Below are 22254 nucleotides of genomic sequence, written 5' to 3'. Positions count from 1 at the left end.
TGAGCGACAAAAATACTGACAGCCATAATCTCACACAAACGATTGAAATATAAACAATTATTTCCAAACCAACCAAGAATCGTTCAAAAGTTGCACAATTATAATTTGCCTAAATACTCACTAACAGTGAACAATATTAATTGTGTAAATTTTAAAAGGCATTTTTATGTGTGACCGGACAAGTAAAAACGAAAATCATGTACTCACTTTTTCTGCGCTTTTAACATCATGTTTTGCTGTTGGAGGAATGGTACTCGGCTTGCTTGTTGGATCCATTGTTATCATTTTTGATGGCGTATATTCTCTCATTAGTTTACTGCTAACTTTGTTGTCACTTGCCGCATCATACTACATCAATAAACCTTCTAAAGCAGCATTCCCCTTTGGAAAAGCAGTTCTTGAGCCTATTGTTATCGCAATTAAAGCAATCGTAATTTTGGTCATTGTAGCCTTTTCTCTTATCTCTGCTTTCATGACTCTTTTATCTGGCGGCAGTGGTGTCGATGCATCAATTGCAACAGTATTTGGGGTTATTAACGTTATTGGTTGTGGGTATGCTTGGTGGTACATGTCTAAAAAAAGCCGTTTGTTTTCTTCTGGCTTGATCGAAGCTGAGAAAAAACAGTGGCAAATGGATACATTACTGAGCGTTGCTGTTACGGCTGGCTTCATCATCGCTTGGCTAATCTCTTTAACTTCTTTATCACATTATGCAGTATACGCTGACCCAATAATGATGCTAATGATGGGGGCATATTTTCTTAAAGTTCCTTTTGATATGTTGGTTGGTGCACTCCGTGAACTACTGATGATGTCACCAAGTAAAGAACTATGCCAGCGTGTTGGAAGGGATGTATTAGAAATTGAAAAAGTAACTGAGCATAACCTTAAACTTGCAGGAATTACTAAAGTTGGTCAAGAGCTTAGAGTTGATGTTGATGTTCATATCGATAAAAACACACTAAAATTGGATACTTTAGAACACACGAGAAGACAACTAACAACTCGCTTATCTAAGCACCAATTCAAACTTCAGTTACATTTAAATGTTGCTTACTAGTTTATTATTCACCGTATTTTTTAGTCACGATTGAAATTATCGTTGCTTTTGATGCTTACACAAGTCGCATAAAAGCACCTTCATGATAACAATGTCCATTTTATTATCCGTTTGTTATGCTCAATCAAAATTTTATGACACTTTAACTTAAAGGTTCTCGGTTCTTTCTTACCATAGTATTGTCATTAACCTTGTTCTCATCACTGTCTCCATTTTTATCTCTAGTTATAAGCCAACAAAGTAATGAGCCAATCGTCACCATTGCAACTCCTTGCCAAAAACTGTGACTTAAACTGACACCAAGTAAAATTGAAGAAAATAAAGCTGAAAAAATAGGAGTAAAATAAGACAATGTTGCAAGGACTACCATGTTCCCACCAACAATGGCAACATTCCAAAGACCATACCCACCGGACATTAGCAGTGAAGCAATAATTAAATAAACACATCCAGACCAACTAATAGTCATCGCTGGTTGATCAGATAAAAAGTACTTTATCCAAAGCGAAACCGCTGTTGCAATAAAAAAAATGGTAATTGCATTATGTTTGGATTGTAGCTTTTGAGTCAAGTTACAATAAAATGCCCAAATAATAGCTCCTGAAAAGGCCATTATATATACTATCGGATTGCTATTTACATGGGTAACGAGGGTATCTAATGAGAGCCCATTTTCACCACTTACTGTCCAGGCTACACCTAAAAAAGCTAATAGCACCGCCGGATATAACAACCAACTCGCTTTTTTATTACTCCCTAGTCCCGCAAATAACACTGTCAATGCTGGCCACAAATAATTAACTATCGATACTTCAATTGATTGAGACCGTGTATGAGAATACCCTAAAGACAGTGCAAGAAACATTTCATAACACACAAACATAGCACCACCTAAGAGTAAATATCTGAGTGGAAAATTGGACAGTTTTGGAATGCCAACGACGACTAAAAGAACAAGGGAACTTAAAGAATACAAAGCTGCAGCGCCACCAACAGGGCCAAAATTTTCAGTCACAAGTCGAGTCATTCCTAACAGTCCGCTCCATGCTAAAATAGCAATGCATCCAAATACTGTAAACCGACCTTGTGACGATAACATATTCATTCTCTCTTGCACCTATAGTTGGGGGGTTGTTGCTCCTCAAATAACTTGAGGAGGTTGACTTGATGATCGACATTTCAAAGCATCTTAACCGGAAAATACAACATCTCTATAGGTTATTTTATAGAAAATGGTATAAATTACAAAATAATCCACCACATAGGTTAGCTTTAACGAAGTAAAAGATAGACTTCAAAAGTTTCACGGTTTGATAATATACATTTTTCTGTTCTAAAGCTTTCTTGCCCATGCTATTTTTGTTGTAACTTCTATCATTTTTAGTACTCTTCATAAACAATGAATACATCTATAAATAGTACTGAAACGAGCAAAAAAAACGCTCAAAAGCCGCATTTATTTGAGAATTCATCAAAAGCATACCACTCATAGAGTGACTAAATACAAATATTTGTCCATAGACTGCTAATATAGGTTGACTCTTACGGGATTTAACCTAGACTCGAACTCAGCTAGAAAGAAAGTTCTTTGTTTTCACATTTCGTTGGATTACTCGTAACTCCCCCGTCCTGTGGTACGCAATAGCAATTTATTTTTTCCACGCTATAAGCGCCGATTAGGCGAAGATTTACCCAAAATTAGATATTAGGAAATAGACATGTCTAACAAATCGACTGGTACAGTTAAGTGGTTCAACGAAACTAAAGGCTTCGGCTTTATCCAACAAGAAAATGGTCCAGACGTTTTCGCTCACTTCTCTGCAATTCAAGGCGACGGCTTCCGTACACTTATCGAAGGTCAGAAGGTTGAGTTCGAAATCACTCAAGGTCAAAAAGGTCCACAAGCTGAGAAAATCACTCTAGTTTAATCCTTACAGATTCTGATATGTAGCCAGCATTTTGCTGGCTATTTTTTTACCTTCAACATAATGAAATTAAAAATGGCTTTAAAACCAACAATTTACAAGTTTCGTATCGCGATTTCAGATATGAATCATGACTATTACGATTCCACAAATTTGATCATCGCACTCCACCCTTCCGAAAAACCTCAGCGAATGCTTGCCCGTATATTTGCATATTGCTTGAATGCTCAGAGCAACTTAGAGTTCACCAAAGGTTTATCGACTATTGAGGAGCCGGATTTATGGCATGTAAAAGATGATCAAAGTATTGCTAGCTGGATCGAGATTGGAGAGCCAGAGCCTGAACGAATAAAAAAAGCAACACGCCTCGCTCAGCATGTTAAAGTCTATACCTACAATACCAAAGCAACGGTTTGGTGGGAGAAAAATGCAGGTAAACTTAACATGCTACCTGTTGATGTCTTTAGTTTCGATTATGATACTATCGATACCGTTTCTCAGCATTTAGTTCGTGGTACAAACCTATCAATAATGATATCAGGCTCTTCTATATTTGTTGATATTAATGAACAACATATCGAACTCATCGTTAAAGAGCTGCAGGAAAATTATGTTTCTCAGTGATTTACTACAAGAGATGCAAGTCGAATGCATCTCAGCCATCAGTCAAAACAAAAATGTGCAAGATCATTGGATCACAACACAATCACCACTTTTCCAAAAAGTTTGTGAAAATAAGCCTCATATAGACGCAAAGTTACATTTGCTTGGATTACTGACGAAATCTCATATTGAAACAAGTGCTCAATACGAGCAAAGTGCATCACCATCACGGAAAATGCAGCAAGTTTTGAGTGAAACTTTGGGTGATCAATATGCCATAAAATTTAACAACCAAGTTTCTCAAGAGCTTATATTGGTCACACACCTTTGGTTGTACACTCAAGGTTATTTGCATATGGATGATACGCTTGCTTATGAACATGCGCTTCAGTCACAAAAGCTGCTAGGTCCTGAACTGTTATTCCAAAACATTGATACCGATGAACTATTAAATCAGTTTATTCAAAGTTACCAAATGGGTAAACAAGCAAACCCTAAGAAAGTGAGTGGTATTCTGCACTGGCTAAAAAAGTGTAAGAACTGGTTTTGTCACTAACATACAGCTGGTAAACTGTTTCAATATTATAGGCACAGACACTCTGTCTGAGTTTTCACATTATTATAAAGAGAATACGATGAAGCTAATTCGTTTAATTTTAGGCAAAATTATTTTAATTCTTAACGTAATTTTCTCTCCGCGAGGCGTGAAACGTTCACCTGAAGAACAGCAGCGTATTGATGAAAAAGCCAAAAACTATGCCCTCTATCAATTCGAAGCATGTCCTTTCTGCGTAAAAGTTAGAAGAGCAATGAAGCGTCAATCAGTCAACATTGAATTACGCGATGCAAAAAATGATCTCACTCACCGTCAAGCTTTAGAGCAAGGTGGCGGACGTGTTAAGGTACCTTGTTTACGCATTGATAAAGACGGCGAGACACAATGGCTTTATGAGTCCTCTGATATTATCGCCTACATAGAAAAAGAGTTTCGTTAACCACGTTTGTGAGTTAAAAACGTTCACCCTTTAGGAGTGTGTTACTGAGCCTGTTCTTACGTTAGACAACCTTCTTTTTATGAAAAATAAAAAGAGCCTACTATTTCACCTTGTTGTCTTGTTTGAATTCGACTCAGTGACCTCGCTCTGAATCAAGCATCTTGAAGTCACTTGGGTATAAATCCAGTGATTTCTTTTTTACTGGGAAACAATCAGGGTCAGTTCAGCTCTTCGATTACATGCTTTCCCACCAGCGGTTGCATTACTGCACTGCGGAGCAAATTCGCCAAAGCCGCGTGAGAACACTCTATGGCGAGGCAACTTCGTCGCGAGTAGCTGCTTTTCAACTTCTCTTGCTCTTTTCTCGGAAAGTCCATCGTTAAACGTAGCTTGACCGGTACTATCAGTATGCCCATCAATCACGACATCAATATCAGATGTTTCTGACAGGTAGTTGCCAAGTTGTCGTAACCAATCTTGAGAACGCAGAGAGAGCTTAACTGAACCAGACTCGAAATGAACCTGCTCTTTCAATTTAACCATCACGTGACCGCTATCGAGTGTTTCGTAAGCAATCTGATATCTATCCAAAAACATCTCCAAAGAGCTTAAGCCTTGAGAGTTATTGGGTAATGAACGCGGCGAAGGGACGCTATAGCGAGGCGTGGTTGAGTAAGTCTGCGCATTTCCCCAATTCGGATGCTTAAGTTGTGAGCTACTGCTTGGCGCCGTATCCAACATATCACCACCAAATGGAATCTCTGAACTGATGCTACCACAACCCGCAAGAAGAGCACATACGATTAAAAAACAATATTTCATACCATTACCAACGTCAAATTTATACGTGTCACTGTCACTGAGTAACTTCTCGAAATTTTGGGTATATTCAACCCAAGCGGTCAAAAACTTTACTGCTCTTTTAACTTATTAAGCACCTATCGTGCCAAAGTAGCTTACGCCTTGGGTATATTTTACTGTTCGACTTTAATGTAACAAGTCATTTTTAGGGTTCCCGTAACCTATGTTAATCGATAAACTAATGTCAGTTTCAATTTTCAGAGCATAAACATGATCAATTCTCTTTTGAAAAATGCCTTTCTAATTGCCACTGTTATAGGCTTAGTAGCATGTGATAACGGCAATAATCAGCCACAACTAGGCAAACAGTACCAAGCTTTGCCAACTGATCTTACTGAATACAACCTGCCTCCGCTAACAGAAGCCTTCTCCCTGAATTGTGGTCACTGTAGACAGATGGAACAGTTTATACCGCAAATAGAAGCCATTACCGAACAAAACATTAAAAAATTACATGTTACGTTCAACGAGAATGCTCAGATTAGCGCAATCATCTTTTACACCGCAGTAATGCAACTTAATGGAACACCTGACAAAGCATTTATGAGCGACCTATTCACTGTCGTGCAAATGAATGCCAATGCTGAACCAGAAGAACGCCAAGCAGCAGTAGACAATGTATTTCAGTCACGTAACTTGATCAGCCCTTATCAACTTAGTGATGAGCAAAAAGCCAAACTATTTCAATTAATGAAAGAAGCAGAAAAAGTTACAACAGTTGGCAATATTCATTCAGTTCCTATGTTCATCGTTAATGGCAAATACCAAGTATTAACTTCTGGTCATAATACACCAGAGTCGATTGCAAAAACGATTAACTACCTACTTCAACTACCAGAATAACTAAGGAGCCACTGTGTCTAAGTTTCTATTTCCAGCTATTATTTTCTTTCTTGCAGGCTTTTTTATTTACCGAACATGGACAACACATAAAGCGGCAGAGTCAAACTTTGCAGAAGGCCAGGCGTTTCTTTTAGAAAATGGCAAAAAAGAAGGGGTAATCACAACAGAAAGTGGCCTACAGTACCAAGTATTACAATCTGGCTCTGGCGAGGTTCATCCAGCACTGGGGAATAAAGTCAAAGTTCACTACCATGGTACATTAATCGATGGCACTGTCTTTGATAGCTCAGTTGAACGAGGTGAGCCTATTTCCTTTGGTTTAAAACAAGTAATTAAAGGTTGGCAAGAAGGTTTACAATACATGGTTACGGGAGAAAAAGTTCGCCTATTTGTCCCAAGTACGCTTGGTTATGGAAAAAGTGGCAGTGGACCGATTCCTCCAGCCAGTGTCCTTATTTTTGATGTTGAATTATTAGAGATAAACTAATTCCCCTATTTCATTCAGGTGCTTTCTGTACCCAAGTAACCTTTTACTTGGGTACTTAACCTTCACCTTTTTCTAAACCACATCAAATTAATTACTCTTCTATTACCAACCTCATAATGGTAGTGTAGTTCTAGCCATAAACTCTGAAGCATTATTTATACAGAAAAACATGATCACACTATCAAACTCAGTCGTTATTCAGGAATGGGAAGTTCAATTATCTGCTATTCGAGCCCAGGGAAATGGAGGTCAAAACGTAAACAAGGTTTCATCCGCGATCCATTTACGTTTTGATATCCATCATTCCGCACTACCTGAATCCTATAAACAGAAACTGTTATCACTTTCCGATCATCGAATTACAAAAGATGGTGTGATTATAATTAAAGCTCAACAATTTCGTACTCAAGAGCAAAACAAAGAAGATGCAATCCAACGTTTAAAAGTTTTGATCCTTTCAGCAACTCAAGAAAACAAAAAACGTATAGCAACCAAACCTACTCGTTCCTCTCAGCGGCGCAGGCTAGATAATAAAACGAAAAAAGCAACAAAAAAACAGCAACGTCAAAAAGTACAATTCTGACTGGAAAGTACAGCTAAGTAAACTCAAGTAAAATTAAAAGCAAAAAGAATGGAGCAGGCTGTAATTAAAGTAACCTAAAAATTATCTGGCCTTCAAGACACTTAGGATTTTTTTTAAAAGTACGCTATTATTCGCTTATCACAACCATTACAGAGAACACAAAGATGAATAGTAAATGGGAGAAACGCTTTTACCAAATGGCTGAGTTGGTTGCCTCGTGGAGCAAAGATCCTTCAACGCAAGTAGGTGCAGTAATTACAAAACAAAACCGCATCGTGTCAGTGGGGTTTAATGGTTACCCGCATGGAGTATCTGATAGCGTCGATACTGATGAAAGAGAACTCAAGTACCTCAAAACACTCCATGCAGAGGAAAATGCAATTTTATTTTCTAAACGAGATTTAGATGGCTGTGATATTTGGGTAACCCACTTTCCATGCCCTAATTGTGCAGCGAAGATTATTCAAACTGGTATTTCAAGAGTCAATTGCCCACAACAATCTGAAGATTTTTTATCTCGCTGGGCCGATAAAATTCAAGTCAGTCAAGATATGTTTGATCAAGCTGGTGTCAAAGTAAATTGGCTTAAACAAAATGATATCGAAGACGTTGATGTTCGATAAATTAGTTTTTAAGACATATCCTCGCGCAATAATAGCTAATACGTTTTATTATTAATAGTAGCTAGGATATATTTTTTATTGATTAAGTCCTATACTGTAACTAAAATGTATTTTTGCTGTTGAAGTATCTTATATTTTTAATCATTCATTATGTATCTTAGCAAGCTCATGATGAGTAAAACCAAAGCAGCAAATATATCAAGAATAGATACTCAACGTCTTCTAAATGGCACAGCATTTGCTAGTTCAATATAAGATTTTACGGAGACGCAATATGGCCACAGCAACACAAGCAAACATTAGTGCAGAATACGAAATTCGTTACTTTGAACAAGGTCAAATCATTGTCATAAAAGTATTAGCTAATAATAAACAAGAAGCACACCAATACTACTTAGACTCAGGTAAAACAAATAATAATCTATATTCTATCAGGCCAGATAAGTAAAATATTAAACTATTGACCTTCGCTAAGTGTAGGCACTCCCATTCTAATTTATCATTGCAAAATGCTTACTTCTTAGGCCATTATTCACTGAACATTTTGTTCATTGTTAAGTTATAAGTAGTTTACTTTCATTCATATTCTTGAAATTTACTTATAAGTTAATAACTAACTAATCCAGTAGTAATATTTTTATAATGGTAATTTAAATAATTATTAGCATGATACTACCATTATAAGAAATGGCGACAGATGTGCCGCCACGATTTTAATGGTATATGTGATTATGACTCTTGTATTGGTAAGACTTGCTTGGCATATTCACCAGGAGCTTGACGAATAACAGGATTCAGCTCTGAACCAATAGGGAATAAATCCACTTGCTCATCTGGATTAAACTGCATTAACCATTCATGCCAATGGACCCACCAAGAACCTTCTTTATGCTGTGCATTATTAAACCACTCATCAGCAGAGTCATCTAAATTATCGTTTAACCAATATCCATATTTATTTTGAGATGGGTGATTCACAATTCCAGCAATATGACCAGACTCACCTAAGATAAATGTCTTATTACCGCCTGTATTTAATGCCCCTCGGTAAGTACCTTGCCAAAGCGCAATATGATCTTCTTTAGTAGATACAAAATAGCTTGGAATCTTAATTTTATTTAAATCAATCCACACACCACCAATTTTAACACCCTTATCTTGTACTAACTTATTTTCAAGATAGAGTTCGCGTAACAAGAAGTTATGACATGCTGCCGTCACATTTGTGCTGTCACTATTCCAGTACAGAAGATCAAAGTCGACTGGACTATTGCCTTTGAGGTAATTATCTACATAATAATTCCAGTACAAACTATTTTCACGTAATAAACTGAACGTCACACTAAGAGAACGCCCATCCATATAACCTTTTGCGTCATTTTGTTTCTCAAGAGCACCAATAACAGTATCATTAATGTAAGCACCAACCTCACCAGGCTGAGAAAAGTCAAGCAAAGTAGTGAAAAACGAAGCCGATTTAATGCGCTTTTTCATTCTTTTGGCTGCATAGTAAGCCACAGTACTCGCTAAAACCGTACCACCAATACAATATCCTGCTGCATTGATCTGCTCATGACCAGTGATGTCTTCAATCGCTGCTACAGCTTTTGCAACACCGTCCGTTACATAATCTCCAAATTCCACTTTTGCTTGAGATACACCTGGGTTACGCCAAGAAATCATAAACACACAATGACCTTGCTCCAGCAACCAACGAACCATAGAGTTCTTCGCTGTAAGATCTAAAATATAGTATTTATTAATAAAAGGCGGCACAATCAGGAGTGGTGTCTCATTCACTTTCTTGGTTAACGGGCGATATTGAATTAGTTCAAATAATTCATTTTGATATACAACATCACCCGGAGTGGTTGCGATATCATCTCCCAAACGAAAAGCGTTGTTGTTCGTCATACGGACTTTTAAAATATCAGCGCTTGACTCAACATCTTCTTTTAATTTGTCTAAGCCCGCCAGTAAATTCTCACCATTTTGATCCAAAGTAAGCTTTAATAGCTCAGGATTTGTTGCAATGAAGTTGGAAGGGGAAAGAGCATTGATCGCTTGACGAGAGAAAAAGCTAATACGCTCTTTTGTTTTCTCATCAAGTCCTTCAATTGAATCTAAAGTATCTAAATACGTTTTACTAAACAATAAGTAGGATTGTTTTATAAAATTATACATAGCTTCATTTTGCCAAGCTTCATTAGTAAAACGCTTATCACCTTTTTCGGCCTCGATAACCTGTTTCTGGCTACCAGCTAAAGCAACATTTTGCCATATTTGTAACTGTTGCTCCCACCATTGTGCTTGCAGCTTTAAGATTGCACCTGGCTGATTAGCAGCCTGCTCAAATAATTTGGCGGAATCTTCAAAGTTCACTTCTTGCATGGCCTTATTTAAAGGAGAGTTAACGGCTGCCTTGTTTGATTCGAAATCATGCCACCATTGTTGGTTGGTTTCTTGAAGTTTAACAAGGTAGTCCGAAAAGAAGTGCTGAAACATAAATCTTACTCCTATTTTTTCGGAAAAATAACGCCGCCCTCAGAAAGAGGGCGGCGGAAAGCGAAAGAATTACGCTGGAGTTACAGTCTTAAGGTTTTCCGAAGTCAATTGTTCAACGTCCTCCTTGAACTCTTTAGCAATGGTTTGCAATTTGTTGCTGTCATCCATCATTTGCTGAGATAGCTTTGTTAGTACGCCAAGCTGTTGGCTATTAAAAGAAGCTAATGAAGTTACATCTTTTATCTCAGATACCGCTTTAATTTGGTTTAAACCAACTTCACTGTACGTACGAGCTGCATTAAGCTGGAGCTCTGTCAGAACTTCCACATTTTTGGTAATAAGTTTATTAAACTTAAAGTAAGGTTCTAAATTTTTTTCAGTTTGCTCGCTAAATGTTTTAAAAAAATCAGTATACATAGTATTTCTCCTAGAAAAATTGAATATTATTTGGATAATTATTTAATTGCTTTTAAAACCACAGCCGTACCCATACCGCCTCCCACGCATAGTGAAGCAACCCCGTACTGACTGTCTTGTTTTTGAAGTTCGTGAACTAACGTAACCAAAATGCGGTTTCCTGACGCACCGAGCGGATGCCCCAATGCGATAGCACCACCATTGACATTCGCCTTGTCTTGAATTGAGTTCACCGGTACTTGGTTCGTTTCTGCTAATTTATGGATAACCCCCAATGCCTGTGCCGCAAACGCTTCATTTAGTTCATATACATCGACGTCGCTGATTTGAAGCTCAGCTTTTTTGAGTGCTTTATTAACAGAATCGACTGGACCAAGTCCCATAATTTTAGGGTCCAAACCTGATTGTGCGTAGCTGACTACTTCTGCAATCGGCTTTAAATCATAAGCTTGTACTGCACTCTCAGAAGCCAAGACAATAGCACTTGAGCCATCGTTAATACCTGATGCATTGCCAGCTGTTACTGTGCCTTCACGATCAAATGCAGGGCGAAGTTTGCTCAAACCTTCTAAAGTAGCATTTGCTTTTGGGTATTCATCTGTATCAAATACCATCGTTTCACGTCGCAGTTTAATTTCAACAGGTACAATTTCATCTTTGAATTTACCCGCTTCAATAGCCGAAACAGCTTTCTGCTGACTACTTAATGCATAAACATCTTGCTGTTCACGGGTTAAACCTACTTCTTTGGCAATATTTTCCGCCGTCACACCCATATGGTATTGGTTATAAACGTCAGTTAAACCGTCTGAAATCAGAAGATCTTTGAGTTCCATATTGCCCATTTTGTTACCGTCGCGCACAGTACTAGGCACAATAAATGGAATCTGTGACATTACCTCAACCCCAGCAGCAACTACGATGGATGAATCACCACTTTTAATATGAGATACAGCATCCATCACCGCTTTCATGCCACTGCCACAAACCATATTGACGCTGTAAGCAGGTACTGTATCTGGAATTCCAGCAGCTAATGCTGCTTGGCGTCCAACACCCATCCCTTGTCCAGCTGAAATAACATTCCCAACGATAACCTCATCAACCTGAGCACTAGATACAGATGAAGCTTCTAACGCTCCTCGGATAGCAACAGCAGCGAGATCTCCAGCTGATATGCTTTTTAAGCTCCCACCAAATGCACCAATTGGTGTACGCTTAGCTGATACAATAAAGACCTTTTCCATCATACTGCCTCTTAATTCATGTATAAGCCGCCATTCACCGACAACGTTTCTCCAGTGATATAGGCTCCTGCATCACTCACTAAGAAACTAACAGATGCTGCAATTTCTTCAGGTGTTGCAAGACGTCTCATAGGAATCTGATTAGTGATCGATTCAAGAACTTCTGGCTTCATCTTTTCGACCATTGGTGTACCCGTGTATCCAGGTGCAATAACATTTACTGTCACACCAGACCTCGCTCCTTCGTAAGCTAAAGCCTTTGAGAAACCAATCATTCCGGCTTTGGCTGCTGAGTAGTTGACCTGACCAAACTGCCCTTTAAGACCATTGACAGACGATATATTAATAATTCTGCCACCACCTTTTTCGCACATTGCTGCGAATATAGGTTGGGTAACATTGAATAAGCTAGTCAGATTGGTATTAATCACGTCACTCCATGCCTCAAATGTCATCTTCTTGAATACACCATCACGAGTGATACCTGCATTATTAACGACAACGTCAATGGCTCCTTCTTCTCGGAGTATTCGTGATAGCTTTTCAGTACACTCAACAGTATTGGTTACATCTAGTTCAAGAAGATGGACTTGTCCTTGTTCATAACCTTTTTCATTAAACCACTCTAACGCACTCTCATATTTGCCTGTCGAATAGGTTGCAATAACAAGGTAACCATCTTTAACTAATTGAGAGGTTATTGCAGAACCGATCCCACCTTTCGATCCAGTGACCAAAGCGAGTTTTTTCATTCAAAGACTCCATTCTTAACAGCATTATAAAAAGTATACTTAACCTTTAAGTATTATTATTTACCTAAAGGCTTATAAACTTATAAAACAACCTTCACGGTCGTATTTAGGGTTAAATTAACCTAGTGATATTACATTTCAATTAAAAAAAACATTACTTTTGATAAAATTGATCGCAATCACATATAGAATGAAATATTGTAAATAAAGGAGTGAAACGTAAATATATGTTTAATTTGAAATTTAACCTTCAAACAACAAAAAAAAGTTTAATTTACAGCAACTTAAAAAAACAAGTCACTGTAAGTCAATATGTAAATTCAGATCACATCAAAGATATGAAATCCCATGTTTTAAATAATACCATCACTATCATAATTAATGATTAAAAAATCATAAGATGAGAGCGTATTTTTATCATTTTAACCAAGAAATTTATAAATTAATAAAGTGAATATAACAGTTGAATATTAAACACCTTCTAAGTTGTTAATTTCTATCAGTAGATAATCATTCTTTACTTTTATAAAAACAAATTACAAAAATCACAAAATTTATTATTAAATTTAATTTAATATACCCAAGTAACTTAAAATACCTGGGTACTAATAAATTAAACTTTAAGGGTTTATGTCAACTTCTAGATCTTGATAATGTTTTGTTTCTAACTTTAACCATTCAGGTAATACAGTACCTATAGATATAGATGACCATGTTCCAGATACGACTCCAATAAACATTGCTATAGAGAAGCCTGCTAATGCGCTGCCTCCCATCATCCAAAGAGCACTTACTGTAATCAACGTAGTTCCAGAAGTTACCATCGTCCTTGAGAAAGTCGCCAGAACGGCTTCATCGTTTATTTTTTCGGTTAACCAGTTTTGCTTTGTTTTCAATAATTCTCGTATTCGGTCTGCAATAATGATCGAGTCATTGAGTGAGTAACCTAAAATAGCCAAAATGGCAGCGAAGACCGTTAAGTTAAACTCCAGCTGCGTGAAAGCGAAAAATCCAAACACCAAAATAATATCGTGTGCTAGTGCACATAAAGCTCCACTTGCTAACCGCCACTCAAATCGAACACAGAGGTAGCCCAGAATCGATAAAATCGCAACCAACAAGGCAAGGCCTCCTTGTTCGTATAAGTCCTGACCTACCTGAGCCCCAACAATACTGTTACTAATAACTGATACTTGGCTCGAAATCGGTGTTAAGATCTCAGCAACACTTGGCAAAGACTTCGAGTCATCTGGTGCTGAATAGCGGATAATCCAGCGCCCTTCCTCTCCCGCTTTTATAACAGAAGCCGTGCCACCCAAATTGGGCTGAATTTGCTCCAATAGATCTTCACGAGTCAGATGCTTATCAACCTTAATTTCACTCACGATACCTCCGGTAAAATCAAGACCGAAATTAAGTCCTTTTAGGCTGAGTGCAAGTAATGAAGCCACGGTTAACAAAATCGAAATCAAAGTCGTAAGGTAACGTATCTTACGAATATTATTTTTTAGAAATGTAATCACTATTAAACCCTTACATCACGGCGGCCATCACGACCCCAAATTAAGTTGATCATTGCACGTGAAGCGAACACGCCGGTAAAAATACTGGTTAAGAGTCCAAGCCCCAAAGTCAATGCAAAGCCCTGTATTGGCCCATTACCGATCGCATACAAGATGAGAGCGGTAATCATGGTGGTAATGTTTGCATCCAAAATAGTCGCTAATGCGCTGTCAAAGCCTTTTTCTATGGCCTGAGCAAAACTACGGCCCTCTCGCATTTTGTCTTTAATGCGCTCGAAAATGATCACATTGGTATCTACCGCCATGCCCACAGTGAGGACTAAACCTGCAATGCCTGGCAGAGTCAAAACAGCGCCTGGAATCAATGCGATAAGTCCCAATAAACAAAGCATGTTGGCACATAATGCGGCGTTAGCAACCCAACCTAAGCGTCGATACCACATTGCCATAAATAAAAGAGTCATCCCTAAGCCAAGGCCAAGTGCTGCAAAACCATTCTCAATATTTTCAGCCCCCAAAGAAGCTCCGATCGTACGCTCTTCAACAATCGTTACAGGAGCCGTTAGTGAGCCAGCACGAAGCAAAAGTGCAAGTTGTTGAGCTTCTTGCATGCTACCAACACCAGTGATACGGAATTGACTTCCAAGTTGAGATTGAATGGTTGCAACACTAATGACACGCTCTGTCCGTTGAGTGACTCCCCGAGGATTCGTGGTGTATTCACGGTATACAGTGGCCATAGGTTTACCGATATGGTCAGCGGAAAAGTCGCTCATTTTTTTCCCGCCCGCTTGATCCAGTGAGATATTGACTTCAGGCATCCCCATATCGCCAACACCTGCACGAGCATTAACGATATGCTCTCCAGCAAGCACTGGTCGCTTATTAAGAATCACATTTTGCCCGGCAGTATCTTTTAATACCAAGTTACCTTGACGACTTGGTTCTGATTTGACTTCATAGAAAGCAAGACTTGCTGTAGCACCAATGACATTTTTTGCTTGACCCGGGTCTTGTACTCCCGGAAGCTCAATACGAATACTTTCCTTCCCTTGCCGCTGAACGAGTGCTTCGGTGATGCCAAGCTCTTCTATGCGACCACGCATAATTTTTAAATTTTGTTGCAGTGTGCTTGTTTGAAACTCTTGAACATAGAGCTCACTCGGTTGTACTTTTATTCCAGCGTCCACTGAAGTAACAATCCATCCTGGATAGTTTTGTTGAATAAGTGTTCTTACCGGTTGAAAACTGTTTGAATTACGCCCTCTTGCAATGATTGTGCTGCTTTCTGTACGCACTTGAACATCTCGAATTCGTAATTCACGCAGGTGGGATTTAATTTCATCAACTAACGCATTTCGTTGTTCTTCCAAAGCTTTATCAACATCGACATTCAATAGAAATTGAACACCGCCTCTTAAATCGAGACCTAGCTTTATCGGGTTAAAACCAAGTTTACTCAACCATTGAGGTGCGACAGAGACATACGAAAATGAGAGATTTTCTTTGTTAGCTAAATAATCGTTTAATATTTCTCTAGCTTTACTCTGAGTATCCTCGTCTGTAAAAACTACGGTTAATTTTTCATCTCTCTCATAAATCTGAGAAGGATTAATATCCTTTTCTATAAGTAGGTTCTTCAGCTTAAAAATAGATAGTAATTGATCCGATTCTTTATCTTGAGTTATCTGAATAGAAGGCTGTTCACCATACCATGTGGGTAAAGCACTCAATGTTAAGATCATAATCGTTACGATCAAAACGACATATTTCCATGTAGAATAATGATTCAATATATTCTTAGCTGCGTGTTTTGGAGTTTGTTTCTTCATATAAGTATCACTTCTCCACTTCATGTGGAGTTAAAATTAAAATGCCCCTCAATGCTTTTTACACACAGTCATACTATTGATTTTCAATAAGAAAAAATCGAGTTCATTAGAGCAGCTCACTAAAAGAAAAATGAGCTGATTATCGAATCAAAATTGATAAATAGCATCATAATACGACCTGGGGGATACCTTTAGACATATCATTCGGCTTGAAGATCAAAAGAAGATTTATCACGAAATGTCATTACTAACATGTGAAGTACATTTAATGAAAAGATACTAATCTAGATTACCTCAAACGACTGAACGCTAACGAAAGGTTTATAAGAAGAAATGTCCATTAAGAGCGACATAAAGAGCGTTGGTATCTTTCCAACCAGATACTCTATGATCACTTTTATAAGTATAGGAAATAGTTTGAAGAGAACGCCAATAAACGTCATTTTTTTGACTGAGAAGATTGATAACACTACTATTATCTGAAGAAGGCTTAAATGACTCAAGACTGATCTTGTAAGGAACACCTTGCCGTTGAGTTAACTGCCATCGTGACAAATTAACAATAGCAGGGGCATTACGATAAGCATTATCTTGTGAAATTGGTTCAGATACATCACCTTCTTTAAAGAACGCATCAGAATCAGCAACCAATGTATTAGTATTGTAGGCCTTCTTTAAAGAAAACAGGCCTTCACATGAGTCATCAGACTGATCGAAGTCGCTAAATTTTTCGGAATGATTACACTGACAAAGGCATCTAGACTCATTTTTTGCTTGTAAAGATCCTGATATCAATGACATTAGCATCATTGAAAGAATCAAGAAAAAGACGGTTCTGAACTTTACACGCATCATAAAACTCAAATCAAGATAAGTGAGGTAGCAACCATGTGGATAGTATGCCTATTATTTATTTTTCTCAATAGAAATATGCACACGTATCACCTAAATACCTTGTTCCACAACACCCTTGACGATATCATCGCCGGAATATTTCTTTTGTATCAACATTAAGATAAAGTTTATTACTTTGAGATAACCCCCCACAATAAATGAAATATACATTGTATTTTTTATAAGTGATCGACCTAACCCACCCTCCTAGCTCTTCAAAGTCTTCAGGTACACAGGTACCATTATCAAGAAGTTGTTGAGTCTTATCACGAAACAAATCTTTGTAATCAGAAAAGTTATCAGATTTTTTTAAATAACCATCAAGAATACTAAGCTTTTCTTGCTGGTTTAAATGAAGTGGCACATCTGAAAGTGCATTTGCTTCTATCCACTCTGATGTTGGCTTTTCACCTTCTCGGAGAACGATAAAGTCAGACAAGCGCAGCCACTCACCCTTGGATTCCAAAACGGATACTTTTTCCCCTTTATAAAGTGCTCTTACAATCAATGATTGCTTATCTGCTTGGCTATACACATTGGCTTTTGAACTGACAACATAATAATCAATAACTTTCTTCAAAGGCTCCTCTAGAGTCATTATTGGTTCTATATTCTTGTCATCAGTTGAGGTTTCTGCCGCTGCTTGAGTAACCTTTAAGTTTTCTTGTAGATCAACGTGCTCAACAAATAAAAAATAGTAGCCTCCACTAATTAACAACAAGGTCGCCGTGAGCGCTAGAAGCACTTTCTTCATCACTTTTCCTTTTTATTAGAGCTTTACTACCTATACAGTGTAAAAGTAACAACTTTATTGGAATATATAAGGTATTTGAATTCGTCTTTAACCAATCACTATATAAACCATCCGCTTCTACTTTCCAATAACACAAAAAAAAACAAATAAAAACCATTCTTTTACTCAAAGAATATTAATGAGCAATAATTGTGCAACATTCCTTATGTAAAGAGATACAGCTCACAAAAATATCTTTACTTATGGTCAATTTTTGGTTAGTTTAGCCATCAATACATTTTGTATAACGTCATTTATGGCTGGAGATGATACTCACATATGGTTATCAATCAATTAAGTAACATGGACTGTACTAATACTACCCAAGCCAAGTTTTTGTCAGTATTTAGACACGTTAAAGAGTTTGGTTCAATCAGTGATTTGGACCTTTGTAAGATTTTTGGTGAGACAATATGGAGCGATGGAATGGAATACCACTCATCCGCGTTCTCCTTCAAAGTGGATAGACAAACTGGTAATTGTGAAATATCAAGATATAAGCATCAGTAAATACTAAAGTAAAATTGTAACGGAGCCCGTCAAACAGCTCCGTTTTTTCTTATATTTTTCCCATTCAATCTCTTAAACATGTGTCGCTGACTCAGTATTTTGGGGATATTAATTCACCTTTTCTGGTGGTATTTCTTCAAAAAAACGCTGTTTGAAGTCAACAAATGCTTCATGAAATGCATTTTCTTTGATCGGTTTCAATATTACATAGTTAGCACCAGCAGCGATAAATGCATCATTGGTTTCCTTCGCTGTATCTGCTGTACAGGCATAGATAGGTGTGATTAACCCTAACTCTTGACGAATCTCTCGGGTGGTTTCAATCCCCCCCAAGTGAGGTAATTGGTTATCCATTAAAATCAAGTCATAGCGCTGATTTATTAAGTAACCTATTGCCTCTAGACCATCTTTGACCCATTCAACTCGCATTTTATATTTCTTGCAAAATGCTTGTAGGATAAAAGCATTTGTATGATTGTCTTCAACCAGAAGTATTTTTAAGCTTCTATTAAATAATTGCTCTGGCTTGACCCGTTGACTAACGCTCATTGTTCTTTGAATTCGCTCGTAATCTTTAACGGGTAAGCTCACAACAAAAGTGGTTCCTTCCCCTTTAGAACTTTTGACTTGTACATCACCCTCTAACATTTCTACTAGATTTTTTACAATCGTCAAACCAAGCCCACTGCCACCGTATTCACGAGTCGTCGTTGCTTCTTCTTGAACAAAAGGATCGAACATCTGATCAATCTTATTTGCATCGATCCCTATACCTGTATCAGTAATTTCAACCACTAAGATACTGTTATTAGAAAGATTACAATGCTCGAGATGCGCATGGATATAAATCCTGCCTTTTGGCGTAAATTTAACTGCATTACTGACCAAGTTGAATAATATTTGATTTAACCTTACTTGATCGGTAAATATTTCCACGTTGGGATCAAGTTTATTATCTATGATCAGCTCTACCTGTTTACTCTTACAAATAGGTCCATAAATATTTTCCAATGTTCGAATGGTATCGGTAAAAGAAAATGGATGTTTATGGATGTTAAACTTCCCTTGCTCAATTTTTGAGAAGTCCAAGATATCATTAAGCACTGATAACAAATGTTCACCGCTATGTCTAAGAACATCAATTTGATTTTTTTGTTCCATATCATTAGTGGAGTCTTGTAGTAATTGAGCCACACCAAGTATTCCATTAATTGGTGTACGTATCTCATGACTCATCTTAGCTAAAAAATCTGCTCGAGCTTGTGCTGACTGCTCTGCTTCTTTTCTCGCAATGTTACTTTGCTTTTCGGCTTCAATAAGTGTGGTGATATCTTGCCCTTGCACAATAATACCACTTATCATCCCATCCACTCTGATCGGTGATAAGTTCCAACGGTAAATTTTATTCCCAATAGGAACATTAACCCCTGTCAATGTTGCTCCTTGAGAAGCCATTTTAAGGTGAGGGGTTAACATTTCTTTGAAATTTTCTAATAAAGAAGGCTGCCCCTCTTCCAATACGAGAGCTTTTCGTGCTGCTGGGTTCATTTGGATTAGTATCCCAGCTTCTGACCATACCATGATTGGAGAAAGTGCGAAGTTGAAGAGATCTCGAAATGACTTTTTCTGCGCTTCAAGTTCTTCAAAAGTATTTTCAAGTGTCGACCCGATATGATCAAACTCAACGATATCTGATCCTTCAAAACGCTCAAAACCTGTTTCTTCCCTCGCGGAACGTGTGTAAGACATCAGTGAATCTAACTGACCTGACACTTTACTTTCTATCCATTCCTTAGTCATTAAAGCAATCATAATCATGCCAATAATCGATGAAAGCATGGCTAAAAGATGTTGAATTTGAAGTGTGACAACGCTTTGATTATCTTGTACTGTTAATAGACGCAAAGATGTTGCTACTGAGTTCAATTCAATTGGTGTCTCTATGACCAACAATTTATCCAATTTTTGTTGGGTATTTTTCCTTTCTATTACTTCGTAGACATCATAAGGCTCATCACTAGACAATGAATTTGCATAGGGAACATCATTTTCAACTAAGACAACGTTATCGACATTGCTCTCTCTTCTTAGCTTCTCCATCATAACGAAGTTGTTATCTAAAACTACGGCATTAAAAGAAAAACCTAACACCTGGCCGGCAGTAGGAGAAATAACAGGAACTCGTCGAATTAATATATGTTTAGGCCCAATATTTGAGGAAATAGTGACGTAATACCAATTATTACTGAAGGCAACTCTATCAACTAAGCTCTTTAATTTTTCGTCATCAACCCCATAAAAACTTGAATTGCCGTCATCCCATATTATTTCGCGATGATCAGTTAAAAAACGGAATTCTGGTGTATGTGATGGGTCACTTTGATCCAAACCAAGAAAGTAATAATTCAGTATCTCTTCATCTCGATTGTCGTAAAAATCACGAATTACTTTGCTTTTAGAGTTACTGTCATGATGTATTTGAATCGCTGAGAAGTGGCTATTATAGATATTGTGAATCAATGCTGAAGTCTGTTGCTTTGTTCTATCGACCTCATGCCAAATGATTTGCTTGGAAAAGTAATAGCTTTGGATAAAAATACCCAAAATAATTGGGGCAAGAACCAAGATGATAATTTTCGTGATAAGCGTCGCTAGAGAGCGACGCCTTTTTGTCTGTTGCTTTACTACCATCAATGATCTGAATACCTAAATGCCCGTTTTTTAAGTTCTTCGATTCTTTGAGGTGAGTCTTCTTTTGTCACAACTTCAAAGTCTCCAGAATAAACCGTAGGGACAGGTTTTCCTTCTAAATCCCATTTAATCGCTTCAGCCATAGCAATACCAGTATCATCATTCATACGCATAACAGTAATATCAAGGTCACCTTTTTGAATAGCATCTAACTCTGCAGAGCCACCTCCCCAGCCATTGATCAACACGTCTTTACGCCCAAGCTCTTTCAATGCCTCAACTGCCCCTAGAGCAACATCTGTTGAACAAGCATAAATGAAATCAACATTTGGGTATTGAATTAAACTTGCCTTTGCCGATTCATACCCAGACTCTTTCGTTGCTTTCGTGTAGTAAGCGGATTTAAGGTGAAACTTATTCTCTTTGTTAACCTGACGAATAAAAGTATCTCCTCTGACATCACTAATATACCCTTCAGAGAAATACAACACACTGTAAGGGGTGTTCTTTGGAAAACGTTCACCTAGCTTTTCAGCCAATTTTCTACTTCCTTGTGCATGATCAAAACCAATGTATAAAAAAGGTTGATGTTTATACCATTCTCGAACAGGTGTTGTTATATTTTGCAGTATAAGCTTAGTGTCAGTTGAATCTAGGACATGTTCAATAAACTTACGATGCCTTGTGGTATCTAAAGTAAAAATCAAGTAATCAGATTTACTCTCTAACGCCTCCATTAATGACAAACTTTGCTGCTTCACATCCGAGTTTGGCCGTGTAAAAACCTGACTTAACTGATAGTTAATATTAAGCTTATCCAAACGCTTTTCAAATGCTGCAATATTTCTTACCCAATAATCAGAAACCTGCTGCCCCGGATAAACAACGGATATCTTAATGGATTTATCTTTACTACCTATTAAAGGGGTTGGAGCCTTACGAACCACTTCAGATAAAGCATGAGTTAATGTTTTTTGTTCAGGGAATTCGTTGAGGTAGTCTTGATATGCCCAATAACCGTTAAGAACTTGTGAAGATTGTGAAACAGGAGAAACAAAAAATCCTGCTAGAGAGAATATGGAGGACAGTAATGCTTTTTTCATCTGTTGC

The 22254-nt window shown here is 37.7% G+C and carries 23 protein-coding genes; 11 read left to right on the top strand and 12 right to left on the bottom strand.

Translation table 11 applies throughout. From position 1 onward, the window contains the following. The first annotated feature begins 166 nt into the window (after nt 1-166). Nucleotides 167-1060, top strand: coding sequence for a cation diffusion facilitator family transporter (locus VSA01S_RS11715; RefSeq protein ID WP_039981916.1), 894 nt, complete (start codon nt 167-169; stop codon nt 1058-1060). A 142-nt stretch (nt 1061-1202) separates the two neighbouring features. On the opposite strand, the gene yddG is transcribed toward VSA01S_RS11715, so the two are convergent. Continuing rightward, complete coding sequence (gene yddG, locus VSA01S_RS11710) at nt 1203-2159, bottom strand: aromatic amino acid DMT transporter YddG (RefSeq protein ID WP_039981920.1); 957 nt, start codon at nt 2157-2159, stop codon at nt 1203-1205. 619 nt (nt 2160-2778) lie between these two features. Between yddG and VSA01S_RS11705 the strand changes: the two genes are divergently transcribed. The 4 genes from VSA01S_RS11705 to VSA01S_RS11690 all read left to right on the top strand — a co-directional run bounded on the left by VSA01S_RS11705 (nt 2779) and on the right by VSA01S_RS11690 (nt 4583). Next, the gene (locus tag VSA01S_RS11705; RefSeq protein ID WP_039981915.1) at nt 2779-2988 is read left to right on the top strand and encodes a cold-shock protein; all 210 of its coding nucleotides are present in this window, start codon (nt 2779-2781) and stop codon (nt 2986-2988) included. 72 nt (nt 2989-3060) lie between these two features. Next, entirely contained in the window at nt 3061-3609 is a 549-nt protein-coding gene (locus VSA01S_RS11700) for a YaeQ family protein (RefSeq protein ID WP_039981914.1), read from the top strand. After that, the gene (locus VSA01S_RS11695; protein WP_039981913.1) at nt 3596-4144 is read left to right on the top strand and encodes a hypothetical protein; all 549 of its coding nucleotides are present in this window, start codon (nt 3596-3598) and stop codon (nt 4142-4144) included. Before VSA01S_RS11700 ends, VSA01S_RS11695 begins: the two co-directional genes overlap by 14 nt. A 79-nt stretch (nt 4145-4223) precedes the next feature. After that, the gene (locus VSA01S_RS11690) at nt 4224-4583 is read left to right on the top strand and encodes a glutaredoxin family protein (RefSeq protein ID WP_039981912.1); all 360 of its coding nucleotides are present in this window, start codon (nt 4224-4226) and stop codon (nt 4581-4583) included. Between the two features lie 198 nt (nt 4584-4781). Here VSA01S_RS11690 and VSA01S_RS11685 read toward each other — a convergent pair whose 3' ends face one another. Then, nucleotides 4782-5405, bottom strand: coding sequence for an OmpA family protein (locus tag VSA01S_RS11685; RefSeq protein ID WP_033004431.1), 624 nt, complete (start codon nt 5403-5405; stop codon nt 4782-4784). A gap of 249 nt (nt 5406-5654) precedes the next feature. Between VSA01S_RS11685 and VSA01S_RS11680 the strand changes: the two genes are divergently transcribed. From VSA01S_RS11680 to VSA01S_RS11660, 5 genes are all read left to right on the top strand, one after another. Next, nucleotides 5655-6287 carry a thioredoxin domain-containing protein gene (locus tag VSA01S_RS11680; protein WP_039981911.1) on the top strand — a complete coding sequence of 211 codons (633 nt, stop codon included), beginning with the start codon at nt 5655-5657 and terminating at the stop codon, nt 6285-6287. A 13-nt stretch (nt 6288-6300) separates the two neighbouring features. Continuing rightward, nucleotides 6301-6774 carry a BamJ family beta-barrel-assembly machinery protein gene (bamJ, locus tag VSA01S_RS11675; protein ID WP_039981910.1) on the top strand — a complete coding sequence of 158 codons (474 nt, stop codon included), beginning with the start codon at nt 6301-6303 and terminating at the stop codon, nt 6772-6774. 169 nt (nt 6775-6943) lie between these two features. Further along, entirely contained in the window at nt 6944-7357 is a 414-nt protein-coding gene (arfB, locus tag VSA01S_RS11670) for an alternative ribosome rescue aminoacyl-tRNA hydrolase ArfB (protein WP_039981909.1), read from the top strand. 164 nt (nt 7358-7521) lie between these two features. Further along, complete coding sequence (locus VSA01S_RS11665) at nt 7522-7980, top strand: dCMP deaminase family protein (RefSeq protein WP_039981908.1); 459 nt, start codon at nt 7522-7524, stop codon at nt 7978-7980. 274 nt (nt 7981-8254) lie between these two features. Beyond that, nucleotides 8255-8428 carry a hypothetical protein gene (locus tag VSA01S_RS11660; protein ID WP_039981907.1) on the top strand — a complete coding sequence of 58 codons (174 nt, stop codon included), beginning with the start codon at nt 8255-8257 and terminating at the stop codon, nt 8426-8428. Nucleotides 8429-8709: 281 nt separating this feature from the next. Here the strand turns inward: VSA01S_RS11660 and phaC are convergent, their stop codons facing one another. The 8 genes from phaC to VSA01S_RS11620 all read right to left on the bottom strand — a co-directional run bounded on the left by phaC (nt 8710) and on the right by VSA01S_RS11620 (nt 17904). Next, nucleotides 8710-10485, bottom strand: a complete 1776-nt coding sequence (gene phaC / locus VSA01S_RS11655) for a class I poly(R)-hydroxyalkanoic acid synthase (RefSeq protein ID WP_039981906.1) — start codon at nt 10483-10485, stop codon at nt 8710-8712. 69 nt (nt 10486-10554) lie between these two features. Then, nucleotides 10555-10902: a phasin family protein gene (locus VSA01S_RS11650; protein ID WP_039981905.1), complete on the bottom strand. Its 348-nt coding sequence runs from the start codon at nt 10900-10902 to the stop codon at nt 10555-10557. Nucleotides 10903-10940: 38 nt separating this feature from the next. Continuing rightward, complete coding sequence (locus tag VSA01S_RS11645) at nt 10941-12149, bottom strand: acetyl-CoA C-acetyltransferase (RefSeq protein ID WP_039981919.1); 1209 nt, start codon at nt 12147-12149, stop codon at nt 10941-10943. Nucleotides 12150-12160: 11 nt separating this feature from the next. After that, complete coding sequence (locus VSA01S_RS11640; protein WP_039981904.1) at nt 12161-12901, bottom strand: SDR family oxidoreductase; 741 nt, start codon at nt 12899-12901, stop codon at nt 12161-12163. Between the two features lie 620 nt (nt 12902-13521). Further along, nucleotides 13522-14424, bottom strand: a complete 903-nt coding sequence (gene secF, locus VSA01S_RS11635) for a protein translocase subunit SecF (protein WP_039982363.1) — start codon at nt 14422-14424, stop codon at nt 13522-13524. Nucleotides 14425-14426: 2 nt separating this feature from the next. Continuing rightward, on the bottom strand, nt 14427-16256 hold the full coding sequence (gene secD, locus VSA01S_RS11630; protein WP_039982362.1) for a protein translocase subunit SecD: 1830 nt from the start codon (nt 16254-16256) through the stop codon (nt 14427-14429). A 321-nt stretch (nt 16257-16577) separates the two neighbouring features. Next, nucleotides 16578-17111 carry a hypothetical protein gene (locus VSA01S_RS11625; RefSeq protein ID WP_147052699.1) on the bottom strand — a complete coding sequence of 178 codons (534 nt, stop codon included), beginning with the start codon at nt 17109-17111 and terminating at the stop codon, nt 16578-16580. 124 nt (nt 17112-17235) lie between these two features. Next, nucleotides 17236-17904 carry an SH3 domain-containing protein gene (locus tag VSA01S_RS11620; RefSeq protein WP_039982360.1) on the bottom strand — a complete coding sequence of 223 codons (669 nt, stop codon included), beginning with the start codon at nt 17902-17904 and terminating at the stop codon, nt 17236-17238. A gap of 318 nt (nt 17905-18222) precedes the next feature. Here VSA01S_RS11620 and VSA01S_RS20520 point away from each other — a divergent pair, with 318 nt between their 5' ends. Beyond that, the gene (locus tag VSA01S_RS20520; RefSeq protein WP_083932295.1) at nt 18223-18453 is read left to right on the top strand and encodes a hypothetical protein; all 231 of its coding nucleotides are present in this window, start codon (nt 18223-18225) and stop codon (nt 18451-18453) included. Between the two features lie 108 nt (nt 18454-18561). Here the strand turns inward: VSA01S_RS20520 and luxQ are convergent, their stop codons facing one another. Next, nucleotides 18562-21144 carry a quorum-sensing autoinducer 2 sensor kinase/phosphatase LuxQ gene (gene luxQ / locus VSA01S_RS11610; protein WP_039982359.1) on the bottom strand — a complete coding sequence of 861 codons (2583 nt, stop codon included), beginning with the start codon at nt 21142-21144 and terminating at the stop codon, nt 18562-18564. Beyond that, nucleotides 21144-22247 carry an autoinducer 2-binding periplasmic protein LuxP gene (locus VSA01S_RS11605; RefSeq protein WP_039982358.1) on the bottom strand — a complete coding sequence of 368 codons (1104 nt, stop codon included), beginning with the start codon at nt 22245-22247 and terminating at the stop codon, nt 21144-21146. Before VSA01S_RS11605 ends, luxQ begins: the two co-directional genes overlap by 1 nt. Nucleotides 22248-22254 lie beyond the last annotated feature (7 nt).

Source organism: Vibrio sagamiensis NBRC 104589, from assembly GCF_007990935.1.
GTDB lineage: Bacteria > Pseudomonadota > Gammaproteobacteria > Enterobacterales > Vibrionaceae > Vibrio > Vibrio sagamiensis.
This window is presented reverse-complemented; position numbering and strand designations above follow the sequence as displayed.

Coding starts and splice junctions, on each gene's coding strand:
- VSA01S_RS11715 (WP_039981916.1), top strand. CDS start 167: ATGTGTGACCGGACAAGTAAAAACGAAAATCATGTACTCACTTTTTCT.
- yddG (WP_039981920.1), bottom strand. CDS start 2,159: ATGTTATCGTCACAAGGTCGGTTTACAGTATTTGGATGCATTGCTATT.
- VSA01S_RS11705 (WP_039981915.1), top strand. CDS start 2,779: ATGTCTAACAAATCGACTGGTACAGTTAAGTGGTTCAACGAAACTAAA.
- VSA01S_RS11700 (WP_039981914.1), top strand. CDS start 3,061: ATGGCTTTAAAACCAACAATTTACAAGTTTCGTATCGCGATTTCAGAT.
- VSA01S_RS11695 (WP_039981913.1), top strand. CDS start 3,596: ATGTTTCTCAGTGATTTACTACAAGAGATGCAAGTCGAATGCATCTCA.
- VSA01S_RS11690 (WP_039981912.1), top strand. CDS start 4,224: ATGAAGCTAATTCGTTTAATTTTAGGCAAAATTATTTTAATTCTTAAC.
- VSA01S_RS11685 (WP_033004431.1), bottom strand. CDS start 5,405: ATGAAATATTGTTTTTTAATCGTATGTGCTCTTCTTGCGGGTTGTGGT.
- VSA01S_RS11680 (WP_039981911.1), top strand. CDS start 5,655: ATGATCAATTCTCTTTTGAAAAATGCCTTTCTAATTGCCACTGTTATA.
- arfB (WP_039981909.1), top strand. CDS start 6,944: ATGATCACACTATCAAACTCAGTCGTTATTCAGGAATGGGAAGTTCAA.
- VSA01S_RS11665 (WP_039981908.1), top strand. CDS start 7,522: ATGAATAGTAAATGGGAGAAACGCTTTTACCAAATGGCTGAGTTGGTT.
- VSA01S_RS11660 (WP_039981907.1), top strand. CDS start 8,255: ATGGCCACAGCAACACAAGCAAACATTAGTGCAGAATACGAAATTCGT.
- phaC (WP_039981906.1), bottom strand. CDS start 10,485: ATGTTTCAGCACTTCTTTTCGGACTACCTTGTTAAACTTCAAGAAACC.
- VSA01S_RS11650 (WP_039981905.1), bottom strand. CDS start 10,902: ATGTATACTGATTTTTTTAAAACATTTAGCGAGCAAACTGAAAAAAAT.
- VSA01S_RS11645 (WP_039981919.1), bottom strand. CDS start 12,149: ATGGAAAAGGTCTTTATTGTATCAGCTAAGCGTACACCAATTGGTGCA.
- VSA01S_RS11640 (WP_039981904.1), bottom strand. CDS start 12,901: ATGAAAAAACTCGCTTTGGTCACTGGATCGAAAGGTGGGATCGGTTCT.
- secD (WP_039982362.1), bottom strand. CDS start 16,256: ATGAAGAAACAAACTCCAAAACACGCAGCTAAGAATATATTGAATCAT.
- VSA01S_RS11625 (WP_147052699.1), bottom strand. CDS start 17,111: ATGATGCGTGTAAAGTTCAGAACCGTCTTTTTCTTGATTCTTTCAATG.
- VSA01S_RS11620 (WP_039982360.1), bottom strand. CDS start 17,904: ATGAAGAAAGTGCTTCTAGCGCTCACGGCGACCTTGTTGTTAATTAGT.
- VSA01S_RS20520 (WP_083932295.1), top strand. CDS start 18,223: ATGGTTATCAATCAATTAAGTAACATGGACTGTACTAATACTACCCAA.
- luxQ (WP_039982359.1), bottom strand. CDS start 21,144: ATGGTAGTAAAGCAACAGACAAAAAGGCGTCGCTCTCTAGCGACGCTT.
- VSA01S_RS11605 (WP_039982358.1), bottom strand. CDS start 22,247: ATGAAAAAAGCATTACTGTCCTCCATATTCTCTCTAGCAGGATTTTTT.